Source organism: Streptomyces sp. NBC_00193, from assembly GCF_026342735.1.
GTDB lineage: Bacteria > Actinomycetota > Actinomycetes > Streptomycetales > Streptomycetaceae > Streptomyces > Streptomyces stoeckheimensis.
Genome location: NZ_JAPEMM010000001.1, coordinates 243,592 through 269,216, shown reverse-complemented (window position 1 = coordinate 269,216; position 25,625 = coordinate 243,592). Strand labels below are relative to the sequence as shown.

Genomic DNA, 25,625 nt, shown 5'->3' with positions numbered 1-25,625 from the left:
TTCTAGAAGTACCCTTCGCGCTTGCGGTCTTCCATCGCGGCCTCGGACAGCTTGTCGTCGGCGCGGGTCGCGCCCCGCTCGGTGAGGCGGGAAGCGGCGATTTCGGTGATCACGGCGTCCAGCGTGGTGGCGTCGGAGTCGACGGCACCGGTGCAGGACATGTCACCGACGGTGCGGTAGCGGATCAGGCGGGTCTCGGTGGTCTCGCCTTCCTTGGCGCCGCCCCACTCGCCGGCCGTCAGCCACATGCCGTTGCGCTGGAAGACCTCGCGCTCGTGGGCGAAGTAGATCTCCGGCAGTTCGATCTTCTCGCGGGCGATGTACTGCCACACGTCCAGCTCGGTCCAGTTGGACAGCGGGAAGACGCGCACGTGCTCGCCCGGGGCGTGGCGGCCGTTGTAGAGCTGCCACAGCTCGGGGCGCTGGCGGCGCGGGTCCCACTGGGAGAACTCGTCGCGCAGGGAGAAGACGCGCTCCTTGGCGCGGGCCTTCTCCTCGTCGCGGCGGCCGCCGCCGAAGACGGCGTCGAACTTCAGCTGCTGGATCGCCTCCGTGAGGGGGACGGTCTGCAGCGGGTTGCGGACGCCGTCGGGACGCTCGCGGAGCTTGCCGGCGTCGATGTACTCCTGGACGGAGGCCACGTGCAGGCGCAGACCGTGCTTGGCGACCGCGCGGTCGCGGTAGTCCAGGACCTCGGGGAAGTTGTGGCCCGTGTCCACGTGGAGCAGGGTGAACGGCACCGGCGCGGGCGCGAACGCCTTCAGCGCCAGGTGCAGCATGACGATGGAGTCCTTGCCGCCCGAGAAGAGGATCACCGGCTTCTCGAACTCGCCCGCCACCTCGCGGAAGATGTGCACGGCCTCCGATTCGAGGGCGTCGAGGTGCGACAGCGCGTAGGGCGCGTCCGTCCCTTCGTGGACGTGTGCGACGGTGGCGGTCATGCCAGACCCCTCTCGGTGAGCAGTGCGTGCAGGGCCGAAGCCGACTCCTGTACGGACTGCGTGTGCGACTCGATACGGAGGTCCGGGGACTCCGGTGCCTCGTACGGGTCGTCGACCCCGGTCAGACCGGAGATCTCGCCCGCCGCCTGCTTGGCGTACAGGCCCTTCACATCACGCTCGGAGCACACCTCCACCGGAGTGGCCACGTGCACTTCGAGGTAGCTCGTGCCCTCGGCGGCGTGCCGTTTGCGGACGGCCTCACGGCTGTCCGCGAACGGCGCGATCGCCGGGACGAGCGCCTTGACGCCGTTGGACGCGAGGAGTTCGGCGACGAAGCCGATCCGCTGCACGTTGGTGTGCCGGTCCTCGCGGCTGAAACCGAGGCCGGCGGAGAGGAACTCGCGGATCTCGTCGCCGTCGAGGACCTCCACGCGGTGGCCCTCGGCGCGCAGCCGCTCGGCCAGCGCGTAGGCGATCGTGGTCTTGCCCGCGCTCGGCAGCCCGGTCAGCCACACGGTGGCGCCCTGGTCGCTCACGCTCATCTGCTCTGTCTCCGTAAGTTCTTCGCTGGTCGTCATCAGCCGTGCAGTCCGCACTCGGTCTTGCCGCGCCCGGCCCAGCGGCCGGCGCGGGCGTCCTCGCCCTCCACCACCCGGCGGGTGCAGGGGGCGCAGCCGACGGAGGCGTAACCGTCCATCAGCAGCGGGTTGGTGAGCACGCCGTGCTCCAGGACGTACGCGTCCACGTCGTCCTGGGTCCAGCGGGCGATCGGCGAGACCTTGACCTTCTGCCGCTTCTCGTCCCAGCCGACCACCGGGGTGTTCGCCCGGGTCGGGGACTCGTCGCGGCGCAGGCCCGTGGCCCAGGCGTCGTAGGCGGTCAGGCCCTCTTCGAGGGGCTTGACCTTGCGCAGTGCGCAGCACAGGTCGGGATCGCGGTCGTGCAGCTCGGGGCCGTACTCGGCGTCCTGCTCGGCGACGCTCTGGCGCGGGGTGAGCGTGATGACGTTGACGTCCATCACGGCCTCGACCGCGTCACGGGTGCCGATGGTCTCCTCGAAGTGGTAGCCCGTGTCGAGGAAGACCACGTCCACGCCGGGGAAGGCGCGGGAGGCGAGGTGGGCGACGACCGCGTCCTCCATGGAGGAGGTCACGGCGAACTTCTTGCCGAAGGTCTCGGCCGCCCAGGTGAGGATCTCCAGCGGGGAGGAGTCCTCCAGGTCGCGGCCCGCCTGCTCGGCCAGTGCCTTGAGCTCGCCCGCGGTGAGATGCGCGTCTTGAACCGTGGTCATATCTCGTCCCCTCCAGCGTCGTTGGACTGAACACCCCGGGCCAGCAGCCCGAGGTACTTCAGCTGGAAGGCTCGATTGCAGGCCCTGCATTCCCAGGCGCCGTGGCCTGTTTCGTTCGGGAACAGGTCCTCGTCGCCGCAGTACGGGCAGTAGAACGGTGCGGCGCGCTCGCTCACGACAGGTCCTCGTCCTTGGCACGGGTGACCCAGGCGGCGAAGCGCTCGCCGTCCTCGCGCTGGTCCTCGAAGCGCGAGACGACCCGCTCGACGTAGTCCGGCAGACCGGCCGAGGTGACCTTGAGCCCGCGGACCTTGCGGCCGAATCCGGCCTCCAGTCCGAGTGCGCCGCCCAGGTGGACCTGGTAGCCCTCGACCTGGTTGCCCTCGTCGTCCAGGACCAGCTGGCCCTTGAGACCGATGTCCGCCACCTGGATACGGGCGCAGGCGTTCGGGCAGCCGTTGATGTTGATGGTGAGCGGCTCGGCGAACTCCGGCAGGCGGCGCTCCAGTTCGTCGATCAGCGAGGCGCCGCGCGCCTTCGTCTCGACGATGGCCAGCTTGCAGAACTCGATGCCGGTGCAGGCCATCGTGCCGCGGCGGAACGGGGACGGGTTGACCCGCAGGTCGAGCGCCTCCAGGGCCGCGACGACCGAGTCGACCTGGGCCGCCTCGATGTCGAGCACGATCATCTTCTGCTCGGCGGTGGTGCGCAGCCGGCCGGAACCGTGCTGTTCGGCGACGGCGGCGATCTTCGTCAGGGTGGCGCCGTCGACACGGCCCACTCGGGGCGCGAAGCCGACGTAGAACTTGCCGTCCTGCTGCTGGTGCACGCCGACGTGGTCGCGCCACTGGCCGGTGGGCTGCTCGGGCGCGGGGCCGTCGGTCAGCTTGCGCTTGAGGTACTCGTCCTCCAGGACCTGGCGGAACTTGGCCGGGCCCCAGTCGGCGACGAGGAACTTCAGGCGGGCGCGGGTGCGCAGCCGGCGGTAGCCGTAGTCGCGGAAGATCGAGATGACGCCCTCGTAGATGTCCGGGACCTCGTCGAGCGAGACCCAGGTGCCCAGGCGCACACCCAGCTTCGGGTTCGTGGACAGACCGCCGCCGACCCAGACGTCGAAGCCGGGGCCGTGCTCGGGGTGGTTCACGCCCACGAAGGCGATGTCGTTGATCTCGTGCGCCACGTCGAGCAGCGGCGAGCCGGAGATCGCGGACTTGAACTTGCGGGGCAGGTTCGAGAAGGCGGGGTTGCCCACGATGCGGGCGTAGATCTCGTCGATGGCGGGGGTGCCGTCGATGATCTCGTCCAGCGCGATGCCGGCGACGGGCGAGCCGAGGATCACGCGGGGGGTGTCACCGCAGGCCTCGGTGGTCGAGAGGCCGACGGCCTCCAGACGGCGCCAGATCTCCGGGACGTCCTCGATGCGGATCCAGTGGTACTGCACGTTCTGCCGGTCCGTGAGGTCGGCGGTGCCGCGGGCGAACTCCTCGGAGATCTCGCCGATGACGCGCAGCTGCTCGGTGGTGAGCCGGCCGCCGTCGATGCGGACGCGCAGCATGAAGTACTTGTCGTCCAGCTCCTCCGGCTCCAGGATCGCGGTCTTGCCGCCGTCGATCCCGGGCTTGCGCTGGGTGTAGAGGCCCCACCAGCGCATACGGCCGCGCAGGTCGTTGGGGTCGATCGAGTCGAAGCCCGCCTTGGAGTAGATGTTCTCGATGCGCGCCCGCACATTGAGACCGTCGTCGTCCTTCTTGAACTGCTCGTTGCCGTTGAGGGGCGTGTGGTGGCCGACGGCCCACTGGCCCTCACCGCGGTGACGGCCGGTCTTGCGGCGCGCGGCGGCGGCGGGTGCGGCGGCTGCGGTCGTATCGGGGGTGGCGGCCATGGCGGTACGTCCTTCTTCGGCGGCTCGAGGCAGGGGCAGGGGGAGCGGCGGCGTGACCCCTGGCGCGCGTGGAGCGGATGTGGCTGTTTCGCCGCCTTTTTGGGGCGACGGACGGCCTACAGGGGACTGCTGTGGTGGCTGACGACGGGCGGTGTGTTCGCTTCCGCGGCGACGTCGGTGCGGGGCGCTGTCGCGGCGGTGCTGTGCGTCAGCGCGCCGGACAGATGGCGCTGGACATGCGGCCGAGGTCGACGTGCCGCCGACTCACCAAGGCAATTCCAGCTCCGTTCATGGGGGGAAGCGTGGCATGGGGCGATTGGAGGAGTCCACTACTGTCCACTATCCGGACGAACTCGTCTCGCATCGCAAGATCCCGGTGACGGGGGTCACCCCAGGGGCCCCTTTGGGCCCGTCGGCCACACCGCTGCGCGGGGCTCGTCCCCTACCCGCCCTTCGCCCGTTCCCTGGGGCTCCGCCCCAGACCCCGCGCCTCAAACGCCGGCGAGGCTGGATCCGCTTGAGGGCCGGTCCGGGCAGCGCTCGGGGAACGGTGGAAGGGCGGGTAGGGGACGGCCCCGCAGGGCCGCCCTCGTGCCCCGCAGGGCTACGCGCCCGGCCAGGGGCCGGGGGTGGGGGCGACGGCCTTCTCCTCCGTCTCCTCCTTGAAGACCTTGAAGCCGCGCCGGAGGTAGTTCGCCATGGCGGTCGGGCCGTCGTCGCTGCACGTGTGCAGCCAGACGCGCCGCGTCGGGGCCAGCTCCGGCCAGCGCTCGGCCAGGGACCAGGCCCGCTCGATGCCCACGGTCAGCAGGTGGCCGCCGATGCGCCGCCCCCGGAATTCGGGGAGGAGGCCGAAGTACATGATCTCCACCACACCGTCGGGCTGCGGGTCGAGCTCCACGTACCCCGCCGGGGTGCCCCGGTCGTACGCCACCCACGTCTCCACGCCGGGACGGTCGAGCTGCTCCACCCACTGCGCACGGGTCAGTGACAGCCGGTCCGTCCAGTGGATGTCGCCGCCCACCGAGGCGTAGAGGAACCGGCTGAACTCGGGGGAGGGGACCTCCGACCGGACGATCCGGATCTCCGGGCCCGGGACGGCCGCCGCGACGAGATCGGACGGTGCGGTCATTTCCAGGGACCAGGTGGTCAGTGTGCTCGTGCTCATGGACGTCAGGGAATCACGTCGGTCCCCGGATGGCCCAGCCGGGCGCTGATCACCGCCGGCGCCGTGGAGTGCGGCAGCAGGGCGGCCGGGTTCCCCGGGCGGATCAGCTCCACCTCCACGTCGTGCGCGAAGCGGTACGGGCGGTGGGCCAGCACGCCGCCGAGGTTGCGGCGGATCCGGGAGATCTCCGCGCGGACCGTCACCGTGCGGGTCGGATCCCCGAACAGCTCCTGCGCGAGCTCCGCCGCCGACCGCCCGCGGGGGGACTCCGCCAGCAGGAACAGCAGCTCCGCGTGGCGCGGGCTCAGCTCCTGCGACCAGCTCCCCGCAGCCCCGTAGACGGTGGCCCGCCAGGCCCCCGGCCGGCTGAGGTCGAGGACGACGCGGGCCGCCGCCCCGGCGCCGGTACGGGCCTCCGTGACGGTCACCAGCCAGCCGCCCGGCAGCGGCTCCACCAGGCAGTCGCCGAGCTGCGGCACCCACACCCGGCCCGGCCCGAAGGTCTTGGGCAGCGGGATCCGCTCCGTCGGAGCGAGCCCCGTGACGGCCGCGGTCCAACCGTTGGCGTCCAGGGCCAGCGCCCGCCCCGGCATCCGGGCCAGCAGGGGGGCCGCCACCGCCCGTAGCCGTTCCAGCGACTCCAGGTGCCGTACCCGCAGCTCCCGCTCCGCGAGCCGGGCCACCGAGCTCACCCACGTCAGGGTCGCCGGGTGCATGGTGGCCAGCGGCCCGCTGACGTCGAGGACCCCCAGCAGCTGCCCGTCGCGGGGGTCCCGCACGGGGGCCCCGGCGCAGGTCCAGTCGTGGTGGCTGGAGACGAAGTGCTCCGCCGAGAACACCTGGACCGGTCTGCGGGCCACCAGGGCGGTGCCGACCCCGTTGGTGCCGACCACCGCCTCGTCCCAGTGGGCGCCCACGCCGAAGCCGAGCCGGTCCGCGTTGCGCAGGATCGAGGAGTGGCCCTCCCGCCACAGGAGCCGCCCGTCGGCGTCGGCGACGACCATGATGTGCAGGGCCTCGTCCAGCGCGGGCAGCAGCCCTTCGCGCAGGACGGGCAGCAGGTCCCGTAGCGGAGAGGTCTGGCGCCGCTCCTCGGTCTCGGCGGCCGACAGCATCCGCGAGCGGCTGTCGCGGTCCGGGTGGACCCCGCCCGCCATCATCCGGCGCCAGGACTCGGCGATCTCCGGGCGCGGCGCGGCCGGCGGCCGGTCCCCGGCGAGCGCGGCCGCCCGTACCCCCTTGAGCAGACGCGCGGCCTCGCGCGCGTCCATGGCCGAGATGCGTGCCGCATCGACCGCGCCGCCTGTGGTGTGGACCACCGGAACCTCCCCGTGCCGAACATGCGTACGACGGCTCCCGCCCGGCGGTGCCGTCCGGTGCGCGCCGCTTCCAGGGGCGGACCGGTACGCCCTGAGGGCGGTTCCAAGTCAAAGGTTGCAACGTCTTGCAACTCTCGCCAAGTCCCGGTCGCCCGATCGAAACTGTGCGCACGTCGCCGAGCGACGTGACAGCTCCTTCCTCGGGGCTTCTCGGATCAGGGGTGGTGCCGAGTCGGCGCGGCGCCATCCCTGTTCCTGGTCAACGGGCCCGGATCCCGCACCACAGTGCTTTTCGGAGGGTTGGGGCCCTCCGCATGAGCCTGCTTCCGGAGGGTTGGGGCCCTCCGCTAGCCCGCGATCCGGGCCCGTTCCACCACGGATCCCAGATCCAGACTGTGCGGCAGCGTGCCGAAGGCCGCGCCCCAGTCACCGCCCAGGCGCGAGGCGCAGAAGGCGTCGGCCACCTCCGGCGGAGCCCAGCGCACCAGCAGGGATCCCTGCAGCACCAAGGCCATCCGCTCCACGACCCGCCGGGCCCGCGCCTCGATGCCCTCCAGGTCCGCGAGCTCGGTCAGCAGGTTCTTGATGGCCGAATCCAGCCGGTGATCGGCGCCGCGCGCCAGGCCGACCTCCTGGAGGAAGGCGTTCAGCGCCTGCGGCTCGCGCTGGAGGGCGCGCAGCACGTCGAGGGCCTGGACGTTGCCCGATCCCTCCCAGATGGAGTTCAGCGGGGACTCGCGCAGCAGCCGGGGCATCCCGGACTCCTCGACGTAGCCGTTTCCGCCCAGGCATTCCAGGGCCTCCGCCACCATCGGCGTACAGCGCTTGGTCACCCAGTACTTCGCGGCGGGCACCGCGATGCGCAGGAAGGCCCGCTCCTGCTCGTTGCCCGAGCTCTGGACGGCGTCGTACGCGGCTGCGAGGCGGAGCGTGAGGGTGGTGGCGGCCTCCGACTCCAGGGCGAGGTCGGCGAGCACGTTGCGCATCAGCGGCTGGTCGATGAGCGGTGCTCCGAAAGCAGAGCGGTGCTCCGTATGGTGAGCGGCCTGCGTCAGCGCCTGCCGCATCAGCGAGGCCGAACCGATCACGCAGTCCAGCCGGGTCGCCGCGACCATCTCGATGATGGTCCGCACCCCCCGGCCCTCCTCGCCCACCCGCCGCGCCCACGTCCCGTCGAACTCCACCTCGCTCGACGCGTTCGACCGGTTGCCCAGCTTGTCCTTCAGCCGCTGGATCGCGAAGACGTTCCGCGTCCCGTCCGGCAGCACCCGCGGCACCAGGAAGCAGGTCAGCCCGCCCGGCGCCTGCGCCAGTACCAGGAACCCGTCGCACATCGGCGCCGAGCAGAACCACTTGTGCCCCGTCAGCAGGTACTCGCCCGAGGCGTCCAGCGGCACCGCCGCCGTCGTGTTCGCCCGGACGTCGCTGCCGCCCTGCTTCTCCGTCATGCCCATCCCGAAGAGCACCCCGGCCTTCTGCCCGGCCGGCCGCAGCCCCTCCTCGTACACGTGCGAGGTCAGCCGCGGCTCCCATTCGGCCGCCAGCTCCGGATCGGTCCGCAGCGCCGGTACCGCCGCGTGCGTCATCGAGACCGGACACCCGTGCCCCGCCTCCGCCTGCGACCACACGAAGAACCCGGCCGCCCGCCGCAGATGACCCGCCGGCCGCCCCCACGCGTCGGTGAGCCCGGCGCCCACGGCGTGTCCGAGCAGCCGGTGCCACGAGGGGTGGAACTCCACCTCGTCGATCCGGTTCCCGTACCGGTCGTGCGTCCGCAGCTTCGGCGGATTCTCGTTCGCCTGCGTCCCCCAGTCCTGCGCCTGCCGGGACCCGGCCGCACGCCCCAGATCCGTGAGCTCTTCCCTTACCTCCGCGGCGAGTTCGGGTGCGGCGTCCGCGAGGTGCCGCTCCACCCCCTCGCTCAGGACCCGGTCGCTGCCGTATACGTCGTGGCCCACGAGAGGCGGGGCCTGATTGCTGACTGTGTGGGTGGTGGCTGCCATGCCGATACCGTAAGGACGTGCAGCACGCGAAAGAAACACCCGAGCGGATTCCGGGACGCCTCCACCGGGCCCGCGCCCTCTACCGCAACGTCTCCAAGCGCAAGATGGCGTGGCTGCTGCTCAAAGACACCGTGAACTCGTGCATCGAGTACCGGATCCTCGGACTCGCCGCCGAAGCGGCCTTCTTCACCCTGCTCTCGCTGCCCCCGCTCTTCCTGGGTCTGCTGGGACTCCTCGGGTACGTGGACGGCTGGTCGGGCGGTACGACCGTCGCCAGCATCGAGGAGAACATCCTGCGCGCGGTCGGCACGATCCTCTCCGACCGGGGCGTCAACGACATCGCCAAACCGATGCTCGACGACGTCACCGGCCGGGGCCGCCCCGACCTCATCTCCCTCGGATTCGCCTTCGCCCTCTGGTCGGGCTCGCGCGCCGTGAACGTCTTCATCGACACCATCACGGTCATGTACGGCCTCGACGGACATCGCGGCATCGTCAAGACCCGGCTGCTCGCCTTCGTCCTCTACATCGCCGCCCTGCTGATCGGGGCCGTCGTGCTGCCCCTGATGGTGGTCGGCCCGGATGCGGTGGTGCGGCTGGTGCCCTGGAGCACCGAGGTGATCGCGGTCCTGTACTGGCCCGTCGTCACGCTGCTCTCCATCGCCTTCCTGACCACGCTCTACCACGTCTCCGTCCCGGTCCGCTCGCCCTGGATCGAGGACGTGCCCGGCGCGCTGGTCGCCCTCGCCATGTGGGTGCTCGGCTCGTTCCTGCTGCGGATCTACCTCACCAACACGGTGGAGGGCCCGACCATCTACGGATCGCTGGCCGCCCCCGTGGCGATCCTGCTGTGGATCGGCATCTCGGCCTTCGCCGTCCTCGTCGGGGCCGCCGTCAACGCCGCCATCGACCGGGTCTGGCCCTCCGTGGCCACCGCGGCGGCGCGCGAGGCCAACGAGCGGGTCCGCGAGGCGGAGGCCGCCCAGCTCGTGGCCCGGGCGGCCGCCTGGCGGGCCCTGGCCGAGGGGGAGTCGGAGGACGACGAGGGCGACGAGGACGGGGGCATGCCCTCGGAGTTCCCGGAGCGCTGGTCGAAGTTCCTGCCGCCCGAGGACTACCACTCCCGCCTGCGCAAGCACTGACGGCCGCCGTAGCGTGGTGTCCGTGGCGGATCGCGCGGACTCCGTGCCCGGTTCGGGGCACGAGGAGCAGAACGGGGCACGGTACGAGGAACGGCCGTCCCGGACGGTCGCCGGAGCGGTGCTCTGGCGGGCCGGCGGGACCGCCTCCGGCATCGTGCTGCCCGACGGGTGCATGGACCTGCTCTGGGTGGACGGCCGGCTCCTGGTGGCCGGACCCGACACCGCCGCGCACCCCGCCGGGGAAGTCCCGGGCTCCGGCTTCGCCGGGATCCGGCTGGCCCCCGGCGCGGCGCCCGCGCTGCTCGGCGTACCGGCCCGCCTGCTGCGCGACCGGCGGGTGGAGCTGGCCGACCTGTGGCCCGCCGCCGAGGTACGGCGACTCACCGCGCGCGTGGCCTCGTACGGGGATCCCCGCGCGGGACTGGAGGAGCTGGCCCGGCTCCGCACGGCCGACGGCGGGCTCCCGGACCCGCTCGCCCTGGAGGTCGCGGCCCTGCTGCGGGCCGGGCAGGGCGTGGCCGCCGTCGCGGAGGCGGTCGGCCTCGGGGAGCGGCAACTGCACCGCCGCTCGCTCGACGCCTTCGGCTACGGGCCCCGGACCCTGGGCCGGATCCTGCGCCTCCAGCGGGCCCTCGCGCTGACCCGGCGCGGGCTGGCGCAGGCGGCGGTGGCGGCGGCCGCCGGATACGCCGACCAGGCCCACTACACCCGCGAGGTGCGGGCCCTGGCCGGGACCACGCCGGGGGCCTATGCGGCGGGGGCGGCGGGCTCGGCCGGTGCGAAGAGAGAGATCCCGGAGCCGTCCGGGTCCAGGACGACGGCGTAGCGCTGCCCCCAGAAGGCGTCCCAGGGCTTCAGGTGGCCCGTGTGCCCGGCCTCCGTCAGCTCCGCGTACAGCGAGTCCACCTCGGCGGGGGAGTCGCACAGGAAGGCCAGCCCCACCCGGCCGTCGCTCGTGGGGCGGGTCCAGGACGGGTCGAAGGAGCGGATGACCTCCTCCGTGTCCCAGCCGATCCGCTGCCCGCCCGGCAGGACGGCTTCGACGTGCGGCTGGGAGTCGGCCTCGGCGGGCACGTCGATGCCGAGGCGGCGGTAGAAGGCGAGCGATGCGGCCATGTCGGAGACGATGATGCCGATCATGTCGAGTCGGGGAGTCATGAACTCACCCTAGGCACGCCCGGCCGGGCCGGTCTTGAACGAATCGGACACGGGCGGAGCCGTTCGGGGCGATCCCCGGGCCGGTCACTCGGTGTCCTCCTCCTGGGGGAGGTGCCGGTAGACCGTGGCTCGGGAGACGCCGAGGGCGGCGGCGATCGCGGTGCCCCCGCTGCCCGCCGCGTGCATCCGGCGGGCGGCTTCGATCATGGCCGGGCTCATGGCGGCGGGCCGCCCGCGCCGGCCCCCCGGCGCGGGCCGGGCCGGGCCGTCGGGCCCGTGCGGTGCGGTCGGCCCCTGCGGGCCGTCGAGGAGGCGGCGTACGCCGTCCAGGACGGCCTCGCGCAGGGCCGGGACGGGGGCGTCGGCGAAGAGCACCACCGGGTCGGAGAGCATGGCGACGGCCTGGGACGCCCGGACCCGTTCCGCGAACCCGGGATTCGGCCCCGCGACCAGGAAGTTGGCCCGGAGCATGGCGTCGCGCAGCTGGGCGAAGACCGGGCCGGTGGTGGCCAGGGCCATGTCCTGGAAGTTGAGGCGCAGCAGGTGGCGGTGCTCCAGCCAGACGTCGAGCACCCCCTCGATGGCGGCCCACCGGGCCCGCTCCGAGGGGCCGGAGGACGCGCCGGACCCGTCGGGCGCACCCGACGCCGCGGCGGCGCGTGCCAGGGCCTCCGCCAGCTCGCGGAGCATCGGCTCCACGAGGGCGCCGAGGATGTCGGCCTTGCCGGGGAAGTGGTACAGCACCGCCGGCTTGGAGACGCCGACCCGTTCGGCGATCTCGCGCAGCGAGGTCTCGTGGAAGCCGTGGACTCCGAACAGCTCCGTGGAGACCCGCAGAATCCGCTGCCGGGTATCAGGGGCCGTCTCGTAAATCGTCTCAGAATCTGCGGTTCCGCTGCTCTCCATGAAGAACAGCTTAGTCTCGGTAGCCGACTTGCCCGCTGATTTCCTCGGCCTGCCCTGACCGGCGGTAAGTTCGAAGCCCGGTGTGCGGCCGCCCGTAAAAGAAGTGGCGCGGGCCCGAAGGGGCTTGTTACGGTGGGGGCGTTCCCGCCGGGCACCGTTCACCGGTCGCCGCGGGACGCCCGTCAGTACGTATGCAGACCCGGAGGTGAGTTCATTGATGACTGTCATGGCGCAGGGCGTTGCCCGCACTCAGAAGATCATCGATGTCACTTCTGTGGTCTCCGGCTGACCTCTCACCTCTTTCGCGCCCGCTAGCGGCGCGCACCGCCGGGGCCACCCTGTGAAGGGTTTCCCTTGTCTCTCTCCGCTTTCTCCGCTTCTCCTTCTTCTTCCTCCCTTTCCTCCGCCCTGGCCCCCTACGGCTGGGACGAAGCGTGGGCGGCCGAGTTCGCCCCGTACGCGGACCAGGGCCTCCTGCCCGGCCGGGTCGTACGGGTCGACCGCGGGCAGTGCGATGTCATGACGGCGGACGGCATCGTCCGCGCCGACACCGCCTTCGTCACCCCGCACGACCCGCTCCGGGTCATCTGCACCGGCGACTGGGCGGTGGTGGAGGCGCACGGCAAGCCGCGTTACGTGAAGACGTACCTGCCGCGCCGGACCGCCTTCGTACGGTCCACCTCCTCCCAGCGGTCCGAGGGCCAGATCCTCGCCGCGAACGTCGACCACGCGATCATCGCGGTGTCACTGGCGGTCGAACTGGACCTCGGCCGCATCGAGCGGTTCCTCGCGCTCGCCTGGGAATCGGGGGCGCAGCCGCTCGTGGTCCTGACCAAGGCGGACCTCGTCCCGGACCCGGTCACCCTCGGCCACCTCGTCGAGGACGTGGAGACGGCGGCCCCCGGCGTCCAGGTCCTCACCGTGTCCTCGATGACCGGGGAGGGCACGGACGTGCTCGCCGCGGTGGTCGGGGGCGGTACGAGCGTGCTCCTCGGGATCTCCGGCGCGGGCAAGTCCACGCTGGCCAACGCGCTGTTGGGGGAGGACGTGATGGAGGTCCAGTCGACGCGCGACGTCGACGGCAAGGGCCGCCACACCACCACGACGCGGAACCTGCTCGCGCTGCCGGGCGGTGGCGTGCTGATCGACACCCCCGGGCTGCGGGGCGTCGGGCTCTTCGACGCGGAGGCGGGCGTCGGGCAGGTCTTCTCGGAGATCGAGGAGTACGCCGAGCGCTGCCGTTTCCACGACTGTGCCCACGAGGCGGAGCCGGGGTGCGGGGTGCGGGCCGCGGTGGACTCCGGGGAGCTGGCCGAGCGGCGGCTGGAGAGCTACCGCAAGCTGCTGCGGGAGAACCAGCGGATCGTCGCGAAGACCGATGCGCGGCTCCGGGCGGAGATCAGGCGCGACTGGAGGCTCCGCTCGGCGGAGGGCCGCGCGAACTATTCCGCGAAGCGGACCGGCCGAGCCTGACGGGTCCCGGCCCGGGGGTGCACCCCACCCCGGGGCGCACCGCCCCGGGCGTGGGTCGCACCCCGCACCGCCCCGGGCGTGGGGCGCACCCCGCCCCGGGCCGGGCCTGCCCCGCCCCCCGCCCGGGGTTGGGTCCCGACCCGGCCCCGGGCGCGGGTGCGTGGCGGCGCTGCGCGGGCGAAGTCCCCTACCCGCCCTTCGCCCGTTCCCCGGAGCTCCGCCCCGGACCCGTCGTCGCCTGCGGCACCGCTGCCGGGGACCAGCCCCCGGACCCCCGCGCCTCAAACGCCGGCGAGGCTGGATTTGGCCAGCCTTGGGCCTTTTCAGCCGTCCGGCGTTTGAGGACCGGGGTCTGGGGCGGAGCCCCAGGGCGGGTCCGGGCAGCGCCCGGGGAACGGTGGAAGGGCGGGTAGGGGAACTGAACTCCGCCTGTGGCTTCAGGCGCTGAACAGCGGGTTGCGGCGCAGCTGTTGTGCGCACCAGCGGAAGTGTCCGTCGCGCTCGTCCAGGCCGAAGAGGTCGTAGGTGGTGAGGGCGTACGCGGCCTGATAGGTGGTGAGGGTCGCCGGCGCGTAGCCGAGCTCTCGGGCGAAGAGCCCGGTGAGTTCCGCGGCGTGCGCCTCGGCGTGCGGCCCGTACATGTCCCAGACGGCAGCGGTCACGGCGGCCTCGAAGGCCGGGTCTCCCGCGGTCGTGCAGAAGCCGAAGTCGAGCACCGCGACGGGCCGGCCGGCCTCGTCCACGTGGATGTTGGGCGGTACGAGGTCGCCGTGGATCGCCGTCACCGGGGCGTCGGGGAGCGCGCGCAGTGCCTTTCGCGTGCGCTCCACTCCCGCCTCGAAGTCCGGGACGTGAGCCGCGAGGGCGGCGCCGTGCCGGGCCGCGGCCCGGTCCACCAGGGCCGCGAGCGCGTCGCGGAAACGGTCGTGGTCCCGCCACAGCGGACGGTCGTCCCCCTGGACGGTCAACCCGCGCATGGCATCGGTGCCGGGAACGGAGGCCAGGCCGCGCAGAACGGAAAGCAGCGTGTCGGTGTGCCGGGCGGACAGCTCGCGCTCGTACGCCGCGTGCGCGGAGTCGACCCTCATCGGGCCGCCGGGCAGCTCGCGCTCGTACGTCACCAGGACGCCCCCGTGGTCCTCGACCTCGAAGATCTCCGGGGTGGCGAACGGCAGGTGGTGCCGCGCCAGGTCCGCGTACACCCGGCGGGTGAGCGCGAGTCCGGCCGGCGGCCGGCCGTTCCACACCTTCGCGACCCGGCCCTCGCCGAGTCCGTAGACGACTCCCTCGACACCGGCGCCGATCCGGCGGACACCCGGGTGGCCGCGGTCGGCGAAGTGGGCGAGCCAGGGGTCGCAGGGTGCGGCTTCCGCGGTCGGTCGGTTCTCCATGCGTGCATGAGACCAGCAGCCGCACCGGATGCGCTCGGCATTTTCGTGCTAGTCAGTCAGGCCCCACGTCAGGACGCGGTCCGGGTGGATGCGGATGACCTCCGGGCTGAAGTGGGGGCCCAGGGAGTGCGGGCCCACCTCCAGCGTGGCGTGGCCGCGGATCTCGATGCCGCGCACCGTCCACGGGCGGGTGCTGACCAGGTCGTCCACGACCAGGGACAGCCGGGGGTTCTTGGTGAGGTTGCGCCATTTCTTCGTCGTGCCCATCGCCAGTCCGCCCACCAGGATCGTGCCGTCGTCCTGCGGGAAGAACCCCACCGGGTTCGCCTGGGGCTGCCCGGCCGCGTCCACCGTCGCGAGCCGGCCCAGGTGCTGCGCACGCAGGTAGGTCAGTTCGGCCTCGCTGAAACCCTTGAAACCCTGGAAACTCGACTCCGTCATGGGACAGACGATCCCAGCCGGGCCCGCGCGGCGCATCGGGCCGAGGGCCTAGTCGGGCCTACGCCGTAAGCCCCAGTCGGCGGACTAGGGCCGAGCCCGAGGCCGCCGGGCTACGCCCACAGCACCGCGCCCACCCAGGCCCCCACCACCAGCAGGCACGCGAACAGCTCCACGAGCACGCTCGTCCCCACCGCCCGCATCACCGCCCGTACCGACGCCCACGCCTCCCCGTGGGTGCCCAGGCGGCGCCGCTCGCAGAGGTAGATGCCGCCCACGAAGCCGGGGACCGTGCCGACGACCGGGAGCAGCACGAAGCCCAGTACCGCCCCCGCACCCGCGTACACGACCATCCGGCGGGTGACGCCGACCCCCCGGAGCCGTCGCGGGGGCAGCTGCCACTTCACCACCTGGACGACCAGCAGCAGTGCCGTCGCGCCCGCCAGCAGGCCCCAGGCCGCCGACGTCCGTTCGTGCAGCGCCCACCACAGGAGTCCGGCCCAGACGAGGAGGGTGCCGGGGGCGCCGGGGACCAGTACCGCGAGCAATCCGAGCACCAGCACCAGCCCCACCAGCAGCAACTGGGGCAGCTGAGGCAGATCCATCTGCTCAGCGTGCCTGACCTGGGGCTACCGGGCCACCCAGCCCCGTTCGTACGCGTGCCAGCCGAGCTGGAGCCGGGTCGTGACCCCCGACAGTTCCATCAGGCCCTTGACCCGCCGCTGCACCGTCCGCAGGCCCAGTTCCAGGTGCTTCGCCACGCTCGCGTCCGTCATCCCCGCCAGCAGGAGGGTGAGGATCTCCAGGTCCGTGGCGTCGGGTCCGCCATCGGATTCCTCCGGCGCCCCGGTGGAGCCCAGCCGCAGCGGGAGCGACTCCCGCCAGACCGCCTCGAAGAGGCCCATCAGGGACTCCAGCAACCCCGACGCGTGCACGACCAGCGCCGCCGGCTCCGCGCCGCGCGCCGTCAGCGGGACCATCGCGAGCGACCGGTCCGCGATGACGAGTTTGGTCGGCACCGCGGCCGACACCCGGATGTGCTCGCCGCGGGCCAGCGCGGTGGACGCCTCGCGGATCCCGCTCGGCAGGGTCAGCACCTCCCGCTCGATGACCACGCGGTACGCGACGCCCCGTACGGCCGCCCGGTCCTCCGCGTCGTTGTCCGTCCCCGTCACCACCTGCGGCCGGCCGCTGACCAGCGCGCACACCTCCTCCACGGCGCCGAGCTGGAGCTGGTGGAAGCGGTGGGCCACCGCGCTGGCGCCCGTCACCACCTCCACCAGGTCGTGCACGGCCGGCTCCGCGGCCTCCGCCCGGTACTCCTCCGCCAGCAGGGCCGCCGCCAGCTCCGCCTGCTCCAGTTCGTGCCGCTGCTGGGTGAGCAGGGCCCCCAGGGCCACCCCGGGCGGGGCCGCCACCCACCGGCCGGGGCGGGCCGAGGACTGGGCGGCGAGCCCGTGGCGCTCCAGGTGGCGCAGGGTCCGTTCGGTCTGCCGCACCGGCAGCGTCAGCCGGTGCGCGAGGTCCGGTATCTCCGCCGCCCCCAGCGCGACCAGCGCGCGGTAAGCGGACTCCTGTCCTTCGTCGAGGCCTATCGCACCCAGCAACTCGTTCACCCAACCCTCTCGGAGCCGTTCCTGGCGGGAAGCGGCCACGGCGCAAACCCGCCGCCGACATCATCGCCGCACCCGGCGTCCCTCTGCCAAGGTGGCGCCACCGCAGCACCAACATCCGCTGGCCAGAAGCCATTTACGCGGCATTTTCGCCGTGCAATGCAGTAGTTGGCCGGAATTCATCTGGGGAGAGCGATGCGCCCGATATCGCGTACGGCACTGGGAGCGGCCATCGCGGCCGTCCTGGCCGTCACGGCCGTGGGCCCGTCCACGGCGCAGCCGAGCGATGGAGCGTCCGGAGCAGGATCCGGAACGGCAAAGAAGGCCCTCACCGGGAGCCAGGAGGCCGCGAAGCAGCCCACCGGTCCCGTGACGGTGACCCTGGTCACCGGTGACCGGATCCTGGTGTCCACCGACGCGCAGGGCCGTACGGCCGCCACCGCGATGCCCCGCGCGGACGGCTCGCAGCCGATCGTGCAGACCCGCCAGGCGGGCAAGGACCTCTACGTCTACCCCGAGAGCGCGGTCAAGGCCCTCGCCGCGGGCAAGGTCGACGAGGAACTCTTCAACGTCACCGGCCTGATCCGGCAGGGCTACGACGACACGCACGCCAAGAAGCTCCCGCTGATCGCCGTGTACGAGCGCTCCGCGGGCCTCGCGCGCAGCGCCCCGCCCGTTCCGCGCGGCGCCGAGCAGTCGCTCGTCCTCGGCTCCATCGGCGGCGTCGCGCTCGCCGCCGACAAGGAGAAGGCCTCCGACTTCTGGGCCGACGTCACCGGCGCGAACGTCGACCCGCGCGCCCGCTCGGCCGCCTCCGCCCCGCTGAAGAAGCTGTGGCTGGACGGCAAGGTCCAGGCGAACCTGGAGCGCTCCACCAAGCAGGTGGGCGCCACCGCCGCGTGGGCCGCCGGATTCGACGGCACGGGCACCAAGGTCGCCGTCCTCGACACCGGCACCGACCTCGAACACCCCGACCTCAAGGGCCGGGTCGCCGAGGCCAAGAACTTCACCGACTCGGACACCGCGGCGGACCGCCAGGGCCACGGCACCCACACCATCTCCACCGTGGGCGGCTCCGGCGCCGCGAGCGCCGGCGCGAAGAAGGGCGTCGCCCCCGGCGCCCAGCTGCTCAGCGGCAAGGTCCTCAACGACTCCGGCTACGGCCTGGACTCCTGGATCATCGCGGGCATGCAGTGGGCCGTGGACAGCAAGGCCGACGTGGTCTCCATGAGCCTGGGCGACCCCTCCCAGCTCTCCTGCGACGACCCGATGGCCGCTGCCACCGAGGCGCTGGCGCAGAGCAGCAACACCCTCTTCGTCATCGCCGCCGGCAACTCCGGGCCCGGCAACAACACCGTCTCCTCGCCCGGTTGCGCGCCCAGCGTGCTGACCGTCGGCGCCGTCGACCGCGACGACAAGACGGCTTCCTTCTCCAGCCGCGGCCCGGCCGGGCTGAACCACACCCTCAAGCCCGAGATCGCCGCCCCCGGCGTCCAGATCTCCGCCGCGGCCATGGGCGGCCGCGGGGTGTACGCGTACACCTCCATGTCCGGCACCTCGATGGCCACCCCGCACGTCGCGGGCGCCGCCGCCATCGTCAAGCAGCGCCACCCCGACTGGACCCCGCAGCAGATCAAGGCCGCGCTCGTCGGCTCCGCGAACACCGCGGTCCCGGGCGACGTACGGGAGACCGGAGGTGGCCGGCTCGACGTCAAGGCCGCCATCGACACCACCGTCACCAGCGCCCCCGCGCTCCAGGGCGGCACCTTCAACTGGCCGCAGGACCGCAGCGACCGCACCGGCATCGAGGTCCCGTACACCAACACGGGGACCGAGCCCGTCACGCTGAACCTCTCCGTGCAGAAGGTCACCGGCAACGACGGCTCCGCCGTCCGCAGCCAGGTCGCCCGGCTGGACAGGCGCACCGTGACCGTCCCGGCCGGCGCCACCGTCAAGGTGCCGCTCGCCCTGGACCCCGCCGCGAAGCTGGAGCGCTCCCAGTACGGGGACGTCACCGGCCGGGTCGTCGCCACGGCGAACGGCGTGCACGTCTCCACCCCCTTCTCCCTCTACGTGGAGCCGGAGACGGTGACGGTGCGCGTCAAGCTCCTCGACCGCGCGGGCAAGCCGGCCGCCGGCCCGTCCTCCCTGGACCTGATCGGCACCGACGACGCCACCGGTGAGCGCCGCTTCAACGAGGGCGCCGCCGACCAGGTCTACCGGGTCCGCCCGGGCTCGTACTTCCTCTCCGCCTTCGTCGGCACCCCCGACGCCGGGGAGGGCGAGCGGATGTACGACTCGCTCACCTACCTCGGCCGTCCGCAGACGGAGATCAAGAAGGACACGGTGATCGTGCTGGACGCCCGCAAGGCGGCCAAGCTGAACATCGCCACCGACAAGCCCGCCGAGGCGCGCGCCACCACCCTCGCCTTCTCCCGCTCCTGGGGCGACGCCTGGCAGCACGCGGGCACCGCGGCGGGCGGCCGCACCATCCGCGGCTACTACGCCTCGGTCGACGGAACGGCGAAGGAGGGCGACTTCGAGTTCGGCAGCTACTGGCGGGCGGCCGCACCGCTGCTCTCCGAGCTGAAGGCCTCCGGCGGCCCGGTGCTGCACCCGATCACCGCCTCCACCGGCAGCGACAACCTCGACGGTGTCGGCAGCGCCCCGCTCGTCAACGCGGGCACGGGCACCCCGGAGGAGCTCGCCGCCGTCGCCGCCAAGGGCGCGATCGTCCTGGTCAAGGTGGCCGACGGCGCGCTGTACGGGATCGCGAACGACGCGAAGGCGGCCGGCGCCAAGGCCGTCCTCGCCTACCGCGACGCTCCCGGCCGCTGGCAGGGCTTCACCGGCTACGCGGGCGGCGCGCTTCCGGCCCTGTCCGTCGAGGCGGGCGAGGGCCAGGCCCTGCTGGCCAAGCTCGGCAAGGGCCCGGTCACGCTGAGCTGGAAGGGCAGCGCGAAGAGCCCGTACATCTACAACCTCGCCCAGATCGAGAAGGGCCAGGTCCACGGGGACCGCACCTACCGGGTGCGCGACCGCGAGCTGGGCACCGTCGAATCGGCCTACCAGTCGATGGGCGTCGCCGCCGACTACGTCGACGTGACCGGGGCCTACCGCCCGCTCGGCAACGCCGTGTACTTCGGCTCCATCGACACCGTCGCGGTACCGGGCAAGCGCACCGAGTACTACTCCGCCGGGGACACCGCCTGGGACCACATGGTCTCCAGCAGCTTCCCCTGGGGCGAGTTCATGACCGACCAGCACCGTACGTACAAGGCGGGCTCCCGGCGCACGGAGAACTGGTACGACGGGGTCATCGGCCCGGTCGCGCCGCGCGACACCGCGGGCAAGGAGCAGCTGGCCGCCGAGCGGCAGGGCAACCTGATCGGCTTCGCCTCCGCCATGTGGGGCGACACCGGGCACTACGCGCAGCAGGGCGGCTTCGGCGACCTCGGCAACGTCTCGCTCAAGGTCGACGGCGAGTCGCTGGGCGACACCGGCTACCCGTTCGGGGCCTTCGAGGTCCCGGCCCGCGAGGCCACGTACGAACTGACCCAGTACCTGGAGAAGTTCGGCCAGCCGGCCCGCACCTGGCAGCGCTCCTCCGGGATCCAGACCACCTGGACCTTCCGCTCGAAGCTGGACGAGGCGCAGTACTCGCAGGCGCTGCCGGTCATCTTCCCGCGGATCTCGGCCCCGCTGGACGGCATGAAGACGCTGGCCGCGGCCAACGGCCAGAAGATCGGCCTCTCGGTCAGCGGGCACGCGGGCTACGCGCCCGGCGCGCTCGCCTCGGCGAAGCTGTCGTACTCGTACGACGAGGGCGGCAGCTGGAACGAGGCGAAGGTCGGCGAGCGCGGCGGGCAGTGGACCGCGACCGTGGACCACGCCGGAGCCGCGGGCAAGCAGGTCATGCTCAAGGTCGAGCTGACCGACAAGAACGGCGCCACCGTCACCCAGATGGTCGCGCGGGCGTACGACATTCGCTAAGTCGTACGACATAGAGCAGGGGGGTCCATCGGACGGCGGTCCGATGGGCCCCCCTTTTTCCCGCGTTCGCCGGATTTCGGCTGCGCCGGAGCCCGACAATGAGGGCCATGAGTCAGCGGGACGCGGGCGCGGATGACTGGTGGCAGAAGCTCTACGAGGACCCCGACGGGGGGCCGGAACCCGACCCCCGGGACACCCTGGAGCACCGCTTCCGCTCGGCGGCGGTGCTGGTGGCCCCGACGCCGACCCCGTCGCCGTCCGCGGTACCCAACCCCCGGAGAGAGCCGGTTCCCCTGACGGGGCACGAGGCAGCGGATGCGGATGCAGATCCGGATCCGGAGCTGGAGCCCGTCGCGGAGGCGGAGCCGTCCGTGGTTGCTCCCGGGCCGGTGCCGGTGCCGGTGCCGGAGCCCGTCGCGGAAGCGGAGCCGCCCGTGGCCGTTGGCGGGCCGATGCCTGAGGTGGAGGCGGAGCCTCCCGTGCCCGGCCCCCGGCCGGAGGCCCTGGCGGAGGACGCGTACGGCGGCTCGGTGCTGCCGCCGCCGCGGGATCCCCGGGAGGGCGGCCAGACCTGGTACGCGCTCGGGAGCGTCGCCGTCCCGCCCGCGCTGCCCGCCGAGGACCCGGGGGAACCGACCGACTGGAGTTGGGGCCCACGGGACGAGGCGCCGCCGCCGGCTGCGCCCCCGGGGCCGGACCCGGCAGGGTCCGCGAGCGGCCCCGACGGCACGTACGGCGGAGCCGTGCACCCGGCCCCGGCGGGATCCGGCCGGGCACCCGGTGCGGGCGCCGACGCCGATCCGTGGACGGGCCCGGGCACCGGCTCGCCGCAGGGTGCCGGTGCCGGCCCGGGCTCCGGTCCGGCGTCAGGGTCCGGCGTCCCTTCTGCTCCGACCCAGGGGGCCGTGGCTGGGGCCGAGCCCGATTCCGGTCCGGGCCCCGATCCCAGGTCCGGCCTTGCTTCCGCTCCAGGGTCGGGCCTTGGCCCCCAGTCCGGTGCGATCCCCGGCCACAGGTCCGGCCCCGGCCCTGACACCGGCCTGGCCCCCGGTCCCGCTTCCGGCCTCGGCCCTGACACCGGCCTCGCTCCGGGACCCGCTTCCGGCCACGGGTCCGGTCCTGGCCCTGACACCGGCCTGGCCCCCGGTCCCGGCTCCGGGTTCGGTTCCGGCCTCGGCCCCGACACCGGCCTCGCTCCGGGGCCCGCTTCCGGCCACGGGTCCGGCCCCGGTTCTGGCACTGGCCTTGCTTCCGGTCCCGCTTCCGGGTTCGGTCCCGTCTCTAGCTCCGATCCGGCCTCCGGTTCCGGCTCCGGCTCCGGGTTCGGTCCTGGGCCGGGCTCCGATCCGGGCTCCGGTTCCGGCTCCGGGGACCTTCCTGGGTCCGCCTCCGGCGTCGGTCCCGCTTCCGGGTTCGGGCCCGGGACGGGCTCCGGGCCCGTTCCCGTGTCCGGTCCCGGTGTCGGCCCCGGCCTCGATTCTGATCCCGGGACGGGCATCCGCACCGGCTTCGCCCTGGGATCGCATCCCGGTTCCGGGTCGGGCTGGGGGGCCGCTCCCGCCTCCGGGGGCGGTGCAGACGTCGGTCCCGGGGTTTCGGGGGTGCCGCGGCCCGTGGTGGCGCATCTGGGGGACCGGCCGCCCACCTACGCCGCCGAGCCCATCGCGCTGCCCGCCGCCGACCCGGCCGGGCTCGTCGCCCTGACCCCCGACACCGTGCTGGAGGGGGCCCAGTACGGCGGCTACACGCTGCGCGCGGCCTCCGTGCGCGGGGACTCCGCCCGGTTCCGGGGCGAGGCCCGGCGGGACTTCCTGCTCACCGCCCGCTTCGGCACCGGCCCCGACGCGCTGGTCCTGGTCGTCCTCGCCGGAGGCGACCGCGCCGCGCCCGGGGCCGCCGAAGCCGCCGCCGAGGTGTGCCGCTCCGTCGCCGCGGCCGTGGGGCGGAGCCAGGAGCGGCTGTCGCAGGACATCCGGGACGGGCGGCGCGAAGCCCTGCGCTCGGGGCTCCAGCGGCTCACCGACCGCGGCTACGGGCAGCTGCGCGCCCGCGCCGCCGAGCTCGGGCTCCCGGAGGACGGCTACACGGCCGGGCTGCGCGGGGTACTGCTCCCGGTCGACCCCGGCTGCCGGACCCGGGTCTGCTTCGGCGCGGGCGCGGGCGGGCTGTTCCGGCTCCGGGACGGACAGTGGCGGGACCTGGAGGAGCCCGCCCCGGCCCCGCAGGCCCCGCCGGTCCCGCCCGCCGGATTCCGCTTCCGCTTCCGGGCCTCCGTGGCCCGCCCCGGCGACACCCTGCTCCTGTGCTCCGGCGGCCTCGCGGACCCGATGCGCGAGGAGGAGCCGCTCTCCGCCGAGCTCGCCGCCCGCTGGGCCGACGCACCCCCACCGGGCCTCGCCGCCTTCCTCGCGGACACCCAGCTGCGCCTCAAGGGGTACGCCGACGACCGGACGGCCGCCGCGGTCTGGGAGGCGTAACCCGGCGGATCATGCGTGGATGGGAGGCGCACCCGGCAGAGCCGCACCGGAAAAGGGAAGGGCGCCCCCTCCATGGCCAAGCAGAACGTGGCGGAGCAGTTCATCGACATCCTCGTGCGCGCCGGCGTGCGCCGGATGTACGGAGTCGTCGGGGACAGCCTCAACCCCGTCGTCGACGCCATCCGCCGCACCGGCGGCATCGAGTGGATCCAGGTGCGCCACGAGGAGACGGCCGCCTTCGCGGCCGGCGCCGAGGCCCAGATCACCGGCTCCCTCGCCGCCTGCGCCGGCTCCTGCGGCCCCGGCAACCTCCACCTGATCAACGGGCTCTACGACGCCCACCGCTCCATGGCCCCGGTCCTCGCGCTGGCCTCCCACATCCCGTCCTCCGAGATCGGCCTCGGCTACTTCCAGGAGACCCACCCCGACCGGCTGTTCACCGAGTGCAGCCACTACAGCGAGCTGATCTCCAACCCCCGGCAGATGCCCCGCGTGCTGCAGAGCGCCATCCAGCACGCCGTCGGACGCGGCGGCGTCGGCGTGGTGTCGCTGCCCGGGGACATCGCCTCCCTGCCCGCCCCGGAGCAGAGCATCCAGCAGGCCCTCGTGACCGCGCGGCCGACCGTACGGCCCGGCGACGGCGAGATCGACAAGCTGGTCCGGCTCGTCGACGAGGCCGACCGGGTCACCCTGTTCTGCGGCAGCGGCACCGCCGGCGCCCACGCGGAGGTCATGGAGTTCGCCGGCCGGGTCAAGGCCCCCGTCGGGCACGCCCTGCGCGGCAAGGAATGGATCCAGTACGACAATCCGTACGACGTCGGCATGAGCGGGCTGCTCGGCTACGGCGCGGCCTACGAGGCCACCCACGAGTGCGATCTGCTGATCCTGCTCGGCACGGACTTCCCGTACAGCGCCTTCCTCCCCGACGACGTCAAGATCGTCCAGGTGGACATCCGGCCCGAACACCTCGGCCGCCGCTCCAAGCTGGACCTCGCGGTCTGGGGCGACGTACGGGAGACCCTGCGCGCGCTGAACACCCGGGTGAAGGCCAAGACGGACCGCCGGTTCCTCGACCGGATGCTGAAGAAGCACGCGGACGCCCTGGAGGGAGTGGTGAAGGCGTACACGCGCAAGGTCGAGAAGCGTACGCCCATCCACCCCGAGTACGTGGCCGCGGTGCTCGACGAACTCGCCGACGAAGACGCTGTGTTCACCGTGGATACAGGCATGTGCAACGTATGGGCCGCGCGCTATCTTTCCCCGAACGGGAAGCGCCGCATCATCGGCTCCTTCAGTCACGGCTCCATGGCCAACGCCCTTCCGCAGGCCATCGGCGCACAGTTCACCGATCGCGGACGTCAAGTGGTGTCGATGTCGGGCGACGGCGGTTTCTCCATGCTGATGGGAGATTTCCTCACCCTGGTGCAGTACGACCTCCCCGTCAAAGTGGTCCTCTTCAACAACTCATCCCTCGGTATGGTCGAGTTGGAGATGCTGGTTTCCGGCCTCCCTTCGTACGGAACGACGAATAAGAACCCCGACTTCGCCGCGATCGCCCGCGCGGCGGGCGCGTACGGGGTCAGGGTGGAGAAGCCCAAGCAGCTCACAGCCGCTTTGAGGGATGCTTTCAAGCACAAGGGACCCGCTCTGGTGGACGTGGTCACGGACCCCAACGCCCTGTCCATTCCGCCGAAGATCAGCGCTGAAATGGTGACCGGATTCGCACTTTCGGCCAGCAAGATCGTGCTGGACGGCGGGGTGGGCCGGATGATCCAGATGGCGCGATCCAACCTCCGTAACGTGCCGCGCCCTTGAGTCCGAATGCGTGCGGATTCCCCCGGGGGGCATGCATCCCGTAGGCCTGTTCGACAGGCGGGCCGTCGGGCAGCGGGCATACGGGAGGTACATCGCCGTGCGGGTGGGGGCGAAGGCCGGGAAGCTGTGGCGGAGAGGGCGGCCGGTGCCGCGCGAACCGTCGGCCGAGGAGGGGACGGCCGTGGACGCGTCGGGGATCACCCGGAGCGTGCGGCGGGCCGATCTGAAAGCGGTGGGAGAAGTCCGCAGGGATTTACGGGAGTTGATGCGCCACCGGTGCAAGGCGGAGGCCGCCGAGGTGGCCGAGCTGCTGATCACCGAGCTCGTCACCAACGCCCTCGTCCACACCGATCAGGGTGCCGAGGTCTCCGCGACGCTCGCCGCCGACCGGCTGCGGGTGGAGGTCCGCGACTACGCCGCCCGCCGGCCCCGGCCGCACGTACCGTCCGCCGACGACGGTACGCACGGCAGGGGACTGGTACTGGTGCAGTCGCTCGCCGACGCCTGGGGCGTGGACGCGCTCGGGCTCGCGCTGGGCGGCGGCAAGGTGGTGTGGTTCGAGCTCGACGGAGCGAAGGAGGCGGGGCCCGCCTGAGTGAACCGGGCGGACCCCGC

At 72.8% G+C, this 25,625-nt stretch carries 22 protein-coding genes; 7 read left to right on the top strand and 15 right to left on the bottom strand.

Annotated features, from left to right (window positions below):
• Window positions 1-2: 2 nt before the first annotated feature.
• From cysD to OG898_RS01090, 9 genes are all read right to left on the bottom strand, one after another.
• Entirely contained in the window at window positions 3-941 is a 939-nt protein-coding gene (gene cysD / locus OG898_RS01125) for a sulfate adenylyltransferase subunit CysD (RefSeq protein ID WP_250744141.1), read from the bottom strand.
• The gene (gene cysC, locus OG898_RS01120; protein WP_266954389.1) at window positions 938-1,483 is read right to left on the bottom strand and encodes an adenylyl-sulfate kinase; all 546 of its coding nucleotides are present in this window, start codon (window positions 1,481-1,483) and stop codon (window positions 938-940) included. The genes cysD and cysC overlap by 4 nt, the downstream gene beginning before the upstream one ends.
• 35 nt (window positions 1,484-1,518) lie before the next feature.
• Entirely contained in the window at window positions 1,519-2,232 is a 714-nt protein-coding gene (locus tag OG898_RS01115) for a phosphoadenylyl-sulfate reductase (protein ID WP_250744142.1), read from the bottom strand.
• Window positions 2,229-2,408, bottom strand: coding sequence for a DpnI domain-containing protein (locus tag OG898_RS01110; RefSeq protein ID WP_214956597.1), 180 nt, complete (start codon window positions 2,406-2,408; stop codon window positions 2,229-2,231). The genes OG898_RS01115 and OG898_RS01110 overlap by 4 nt, the downstream gene beginning before the upstream one ends.
• The gene (locus tag OG898_RS01105) at window positions 2,405-4,114 is read right to left on the bottom strand and encodes a nitrite/sulfite reductase (protein ID WP_250744143.1); all 1,710 of its coding nucleotides are present in this window, start codon (window positions 4,112-4,114) and stop codon (window positions 2,405-2,407) included. Before OG898_RS01105 ends, OG898_RS01110 begins: the two co-directional genes overlap by 4 nt.
• A 208-nt stretch (window positions 4,115-4,322) precedes the next feature.
• A complete protein-coding gene (locus OG898_RS36375; RefSeq protein ID WP_312847410.1) occupies window positions 4,323-4,406 on the bottom strand; it encodes a putative leader peptide in 84 nt (27 codons plus the stop codon).
• A 312-nt stretch (window positions 4,407-4,718) separates the two neighbouring features.
• The gene (locus OG898_RS01100; RefSeq protein WP_250744144.1) at window positions 4,719-5,282 is read right to left on the bottom strand and encodes a GNAT family N-acetyltransferase; all 564 of its coding nucleotides are present in this window, start codon (window positions 5,280-5,282) and stop codon (window positions 4,719-4,721) included.
• A 5-nt stretch (window positions 5,283-5,287) separates the two neighbouring features.
• Window positions 5,288-6,553, bottom strand: a complete 1,266-nt coding sequence (locus OG898_RS01095; RefSeq protein WP_250744236.1) for a GAF domain-containing protein — start codon at window positions 6,551-6,553, stop codon at window positions 5,288-5,290.
• Between the two features lie 395 nt (window positions 6,554-6,948).
• A complete protein-coding gene (locus tag OG898_RS01090) occupies window positions 6,949-8,604 on the bottom strand; it encodes an acyl-CoA dehydrogenase family protein (protein ID WP_250744145.1) in 1,656 nt (551 codons plus the stop codon).
• A gap of 17 nt (window positions 8,605-8,621) precedes the next feature.
• Here OG898_RS01090 and OG898_RS01085 point away from each other — a divergent pair, with 17 nt between their 5' ends.
• Together OG898_RS01085 and OG898_RS01080 are read left to right on the top strand one after the other, a co-directional pair.
• A complete protein-coding gene (locus OG898_RS01085) occupies window positions 8,622-9,746 on the top strand; it encodes a YihY/virulence factor BrkB family protein (protein ID WP_250744146.1) in 1,125 nt (374 codons plus the stop codon).
• A 22-nt stretch (window positions 9,747-9,768) separates the two neighbouring features.
• Window positions 9,769-10,572 (top strand): helix-turn-helix domain-containing protein, encoded by an 804-nt coding sequence (locus OG898_RS01080; RefSeq protein WP_266954385.1) that lies wholly within the window; start codon window positions 9,769-9,771, stop codon window positions 10,570-10,572.
• Here the strand turns inward: OG898_RS01080 and OG898_RS01075 are convergent.
• Window positions 10,494-10,904 carry a VOC family protein gene (locus tag OG898_RS01075; protein ID WP_266954383.1) on the bottom strand — a complete coding sequence of 137 codons (411 nt, stop codon included), beginning with the start codon at window positions 10,902-10,904 and terminating at the stop codon, window positions 10,494-10,496. The two genes, OG898_RS01080 and OG898_RS01075, sit on opposite strands and share 79 nt — an antisense overlap.
• 84 nt (window positions 10,905-10,988) lie before the next feature.
• Window positions 10,989-11,810 (bottom strand): TetR family transcriptional regulator, encoded by an 822-nt coding sequence (locus OG898_RS01070; protein WP_266954381.1) that lies wholly within the window; start codon window positions 11,808-11,810, stop codon window positions 10,989-10,991.
• 354 nt (window positions 11,811-12,164) lie between these two features.
• Here OG898_RS01070 and rsgA point away from each other — a divergent pair, with 354 nt between their 5' ends.
• Window positions 12,165-13,283 (top strand): ribosome small subunit-dependent GTPase A, encoded by a 1,119-nt coding sequence (gene rsgA / locus OG898_RS01065; protein WP_250744150.1) that lies wholly within the window; start codon window positions 12,165-12,167, stop codon window positions 13,281-13,283.
• Between the two features lie 437 nt (window positions 13,284-13,720).
• Here rsgA and OG898_RS01060 read toward each other — a convergent pair whose 3' ends face one another.
• The 4 genes from OG898_RS01060 to OG898_RS01045 form a co-directional block, all read right to left on the bottom strand.
• Window positions 13,721-14,674 (bottom strand): phosphotransferase family protein, encoded by a 954-nt coding sequence (locus OG898_RS01060; RefSeq protein ID WP_266954378.1) that lies wholly within the window; start codon window positions 14,672-14,674, stop codon window positions 13,721-13,723.
• Between the two features lie 48 nt (window positions 14,675-14,722).
• Window positions 14,723-15,115: a PPOX class F420-dependent oxidoreductase gene (locus OG898_RS01055; protein WP_266954376.1), complete on the bottom strand. Its 393-nt coding sequence runs from the start codon at window positions 15,113-15,115 to the stop codon at window positions 14,723-14,725.
• A 110-nt stretch (window positions 15,116-15,225) separates the two neighbouring features.
• Window positions 15,226-15,717 carry a DUF456 domain-containing protein gene (locus OG898_RS01050; protein ID WP_250744154.1) on the bottom strand — a complete coding sequence of 164 codons (492 nt, stop codon included), beginning with the start codon at window positions 15,715-15,717 and terminating at the stop codon, window positions 15,226-15,228.
• Window positions 15,718-15,741: 24 nt separating this feature from the next.
• The gene (locus OG898_RS01045; RefSeq protein ID WP_266960020.1) at window positions 15,742-16,719 is read right to left on the bottom strand and encodes a helix-turn-helix domain-containing protein; all 978 of its coding nucleotides are present in this window, start codon (window positions 16,717-16,719) and stop codon (window positions 15,742-15,744) included.
• Window positions 16,720-16,920: 201 nt separating this feature from the next.
• On the opposite strand from OG898_RS01045, the gene OG898_RS01040 reads away from it, so the two are divergent.
• From OG898_RS01040 to OG898_RS01025, 4 genes are all read left to right on the top strand, one after another.
• Window positions 16,921-20,718, top strand: a complete 3,798-nt coding sequence (locus OG898_RS01040) for a S8 family serine peptidase (protein ID WP_250744155.1) — start codon at window positions 16,921-16,923, stop codon at window positions 20,716-20,718.
• Window positions 20,719-22,331: 1,613 nt separating this feature from the next.
• Entirely contained in the window at window positions 22,332-23,195 is an 864-nt protein-coding gene (locus tag OG898_RS01035) for a protein phosphatase 2C domain-containing protein (RefSeq protein ID WP_266954373.1), read from the top strand.
• Window positions 23,196-23,267: 72 nt separating this feature from the next.
• Complete coding sequence (locus OG898_RS01030; RefSeq protein ID WP_266954371.1) at window positions 23,268-25,010, top strand: pyruvate dehydrogenase; 1,743 nt, start codon at window positions 23,268-23,270, stop codon at window positions 25,008-25,010.
• Between the two features lie 31 nt (window positions 25,011-25,041).
• Complete coding sequence (locus OG898_RS01025) at window positions 25,042-25,605, top strand: ATP-binding protein (protein ID WP_308313469.1); 564 nt, start codon at window positions 25,042-25,044, stop codon at window positions 25,603-25,605.
• The last annotated feature ends 20 nt before the right edge of the window (window positions 25,606-25,625 follow it).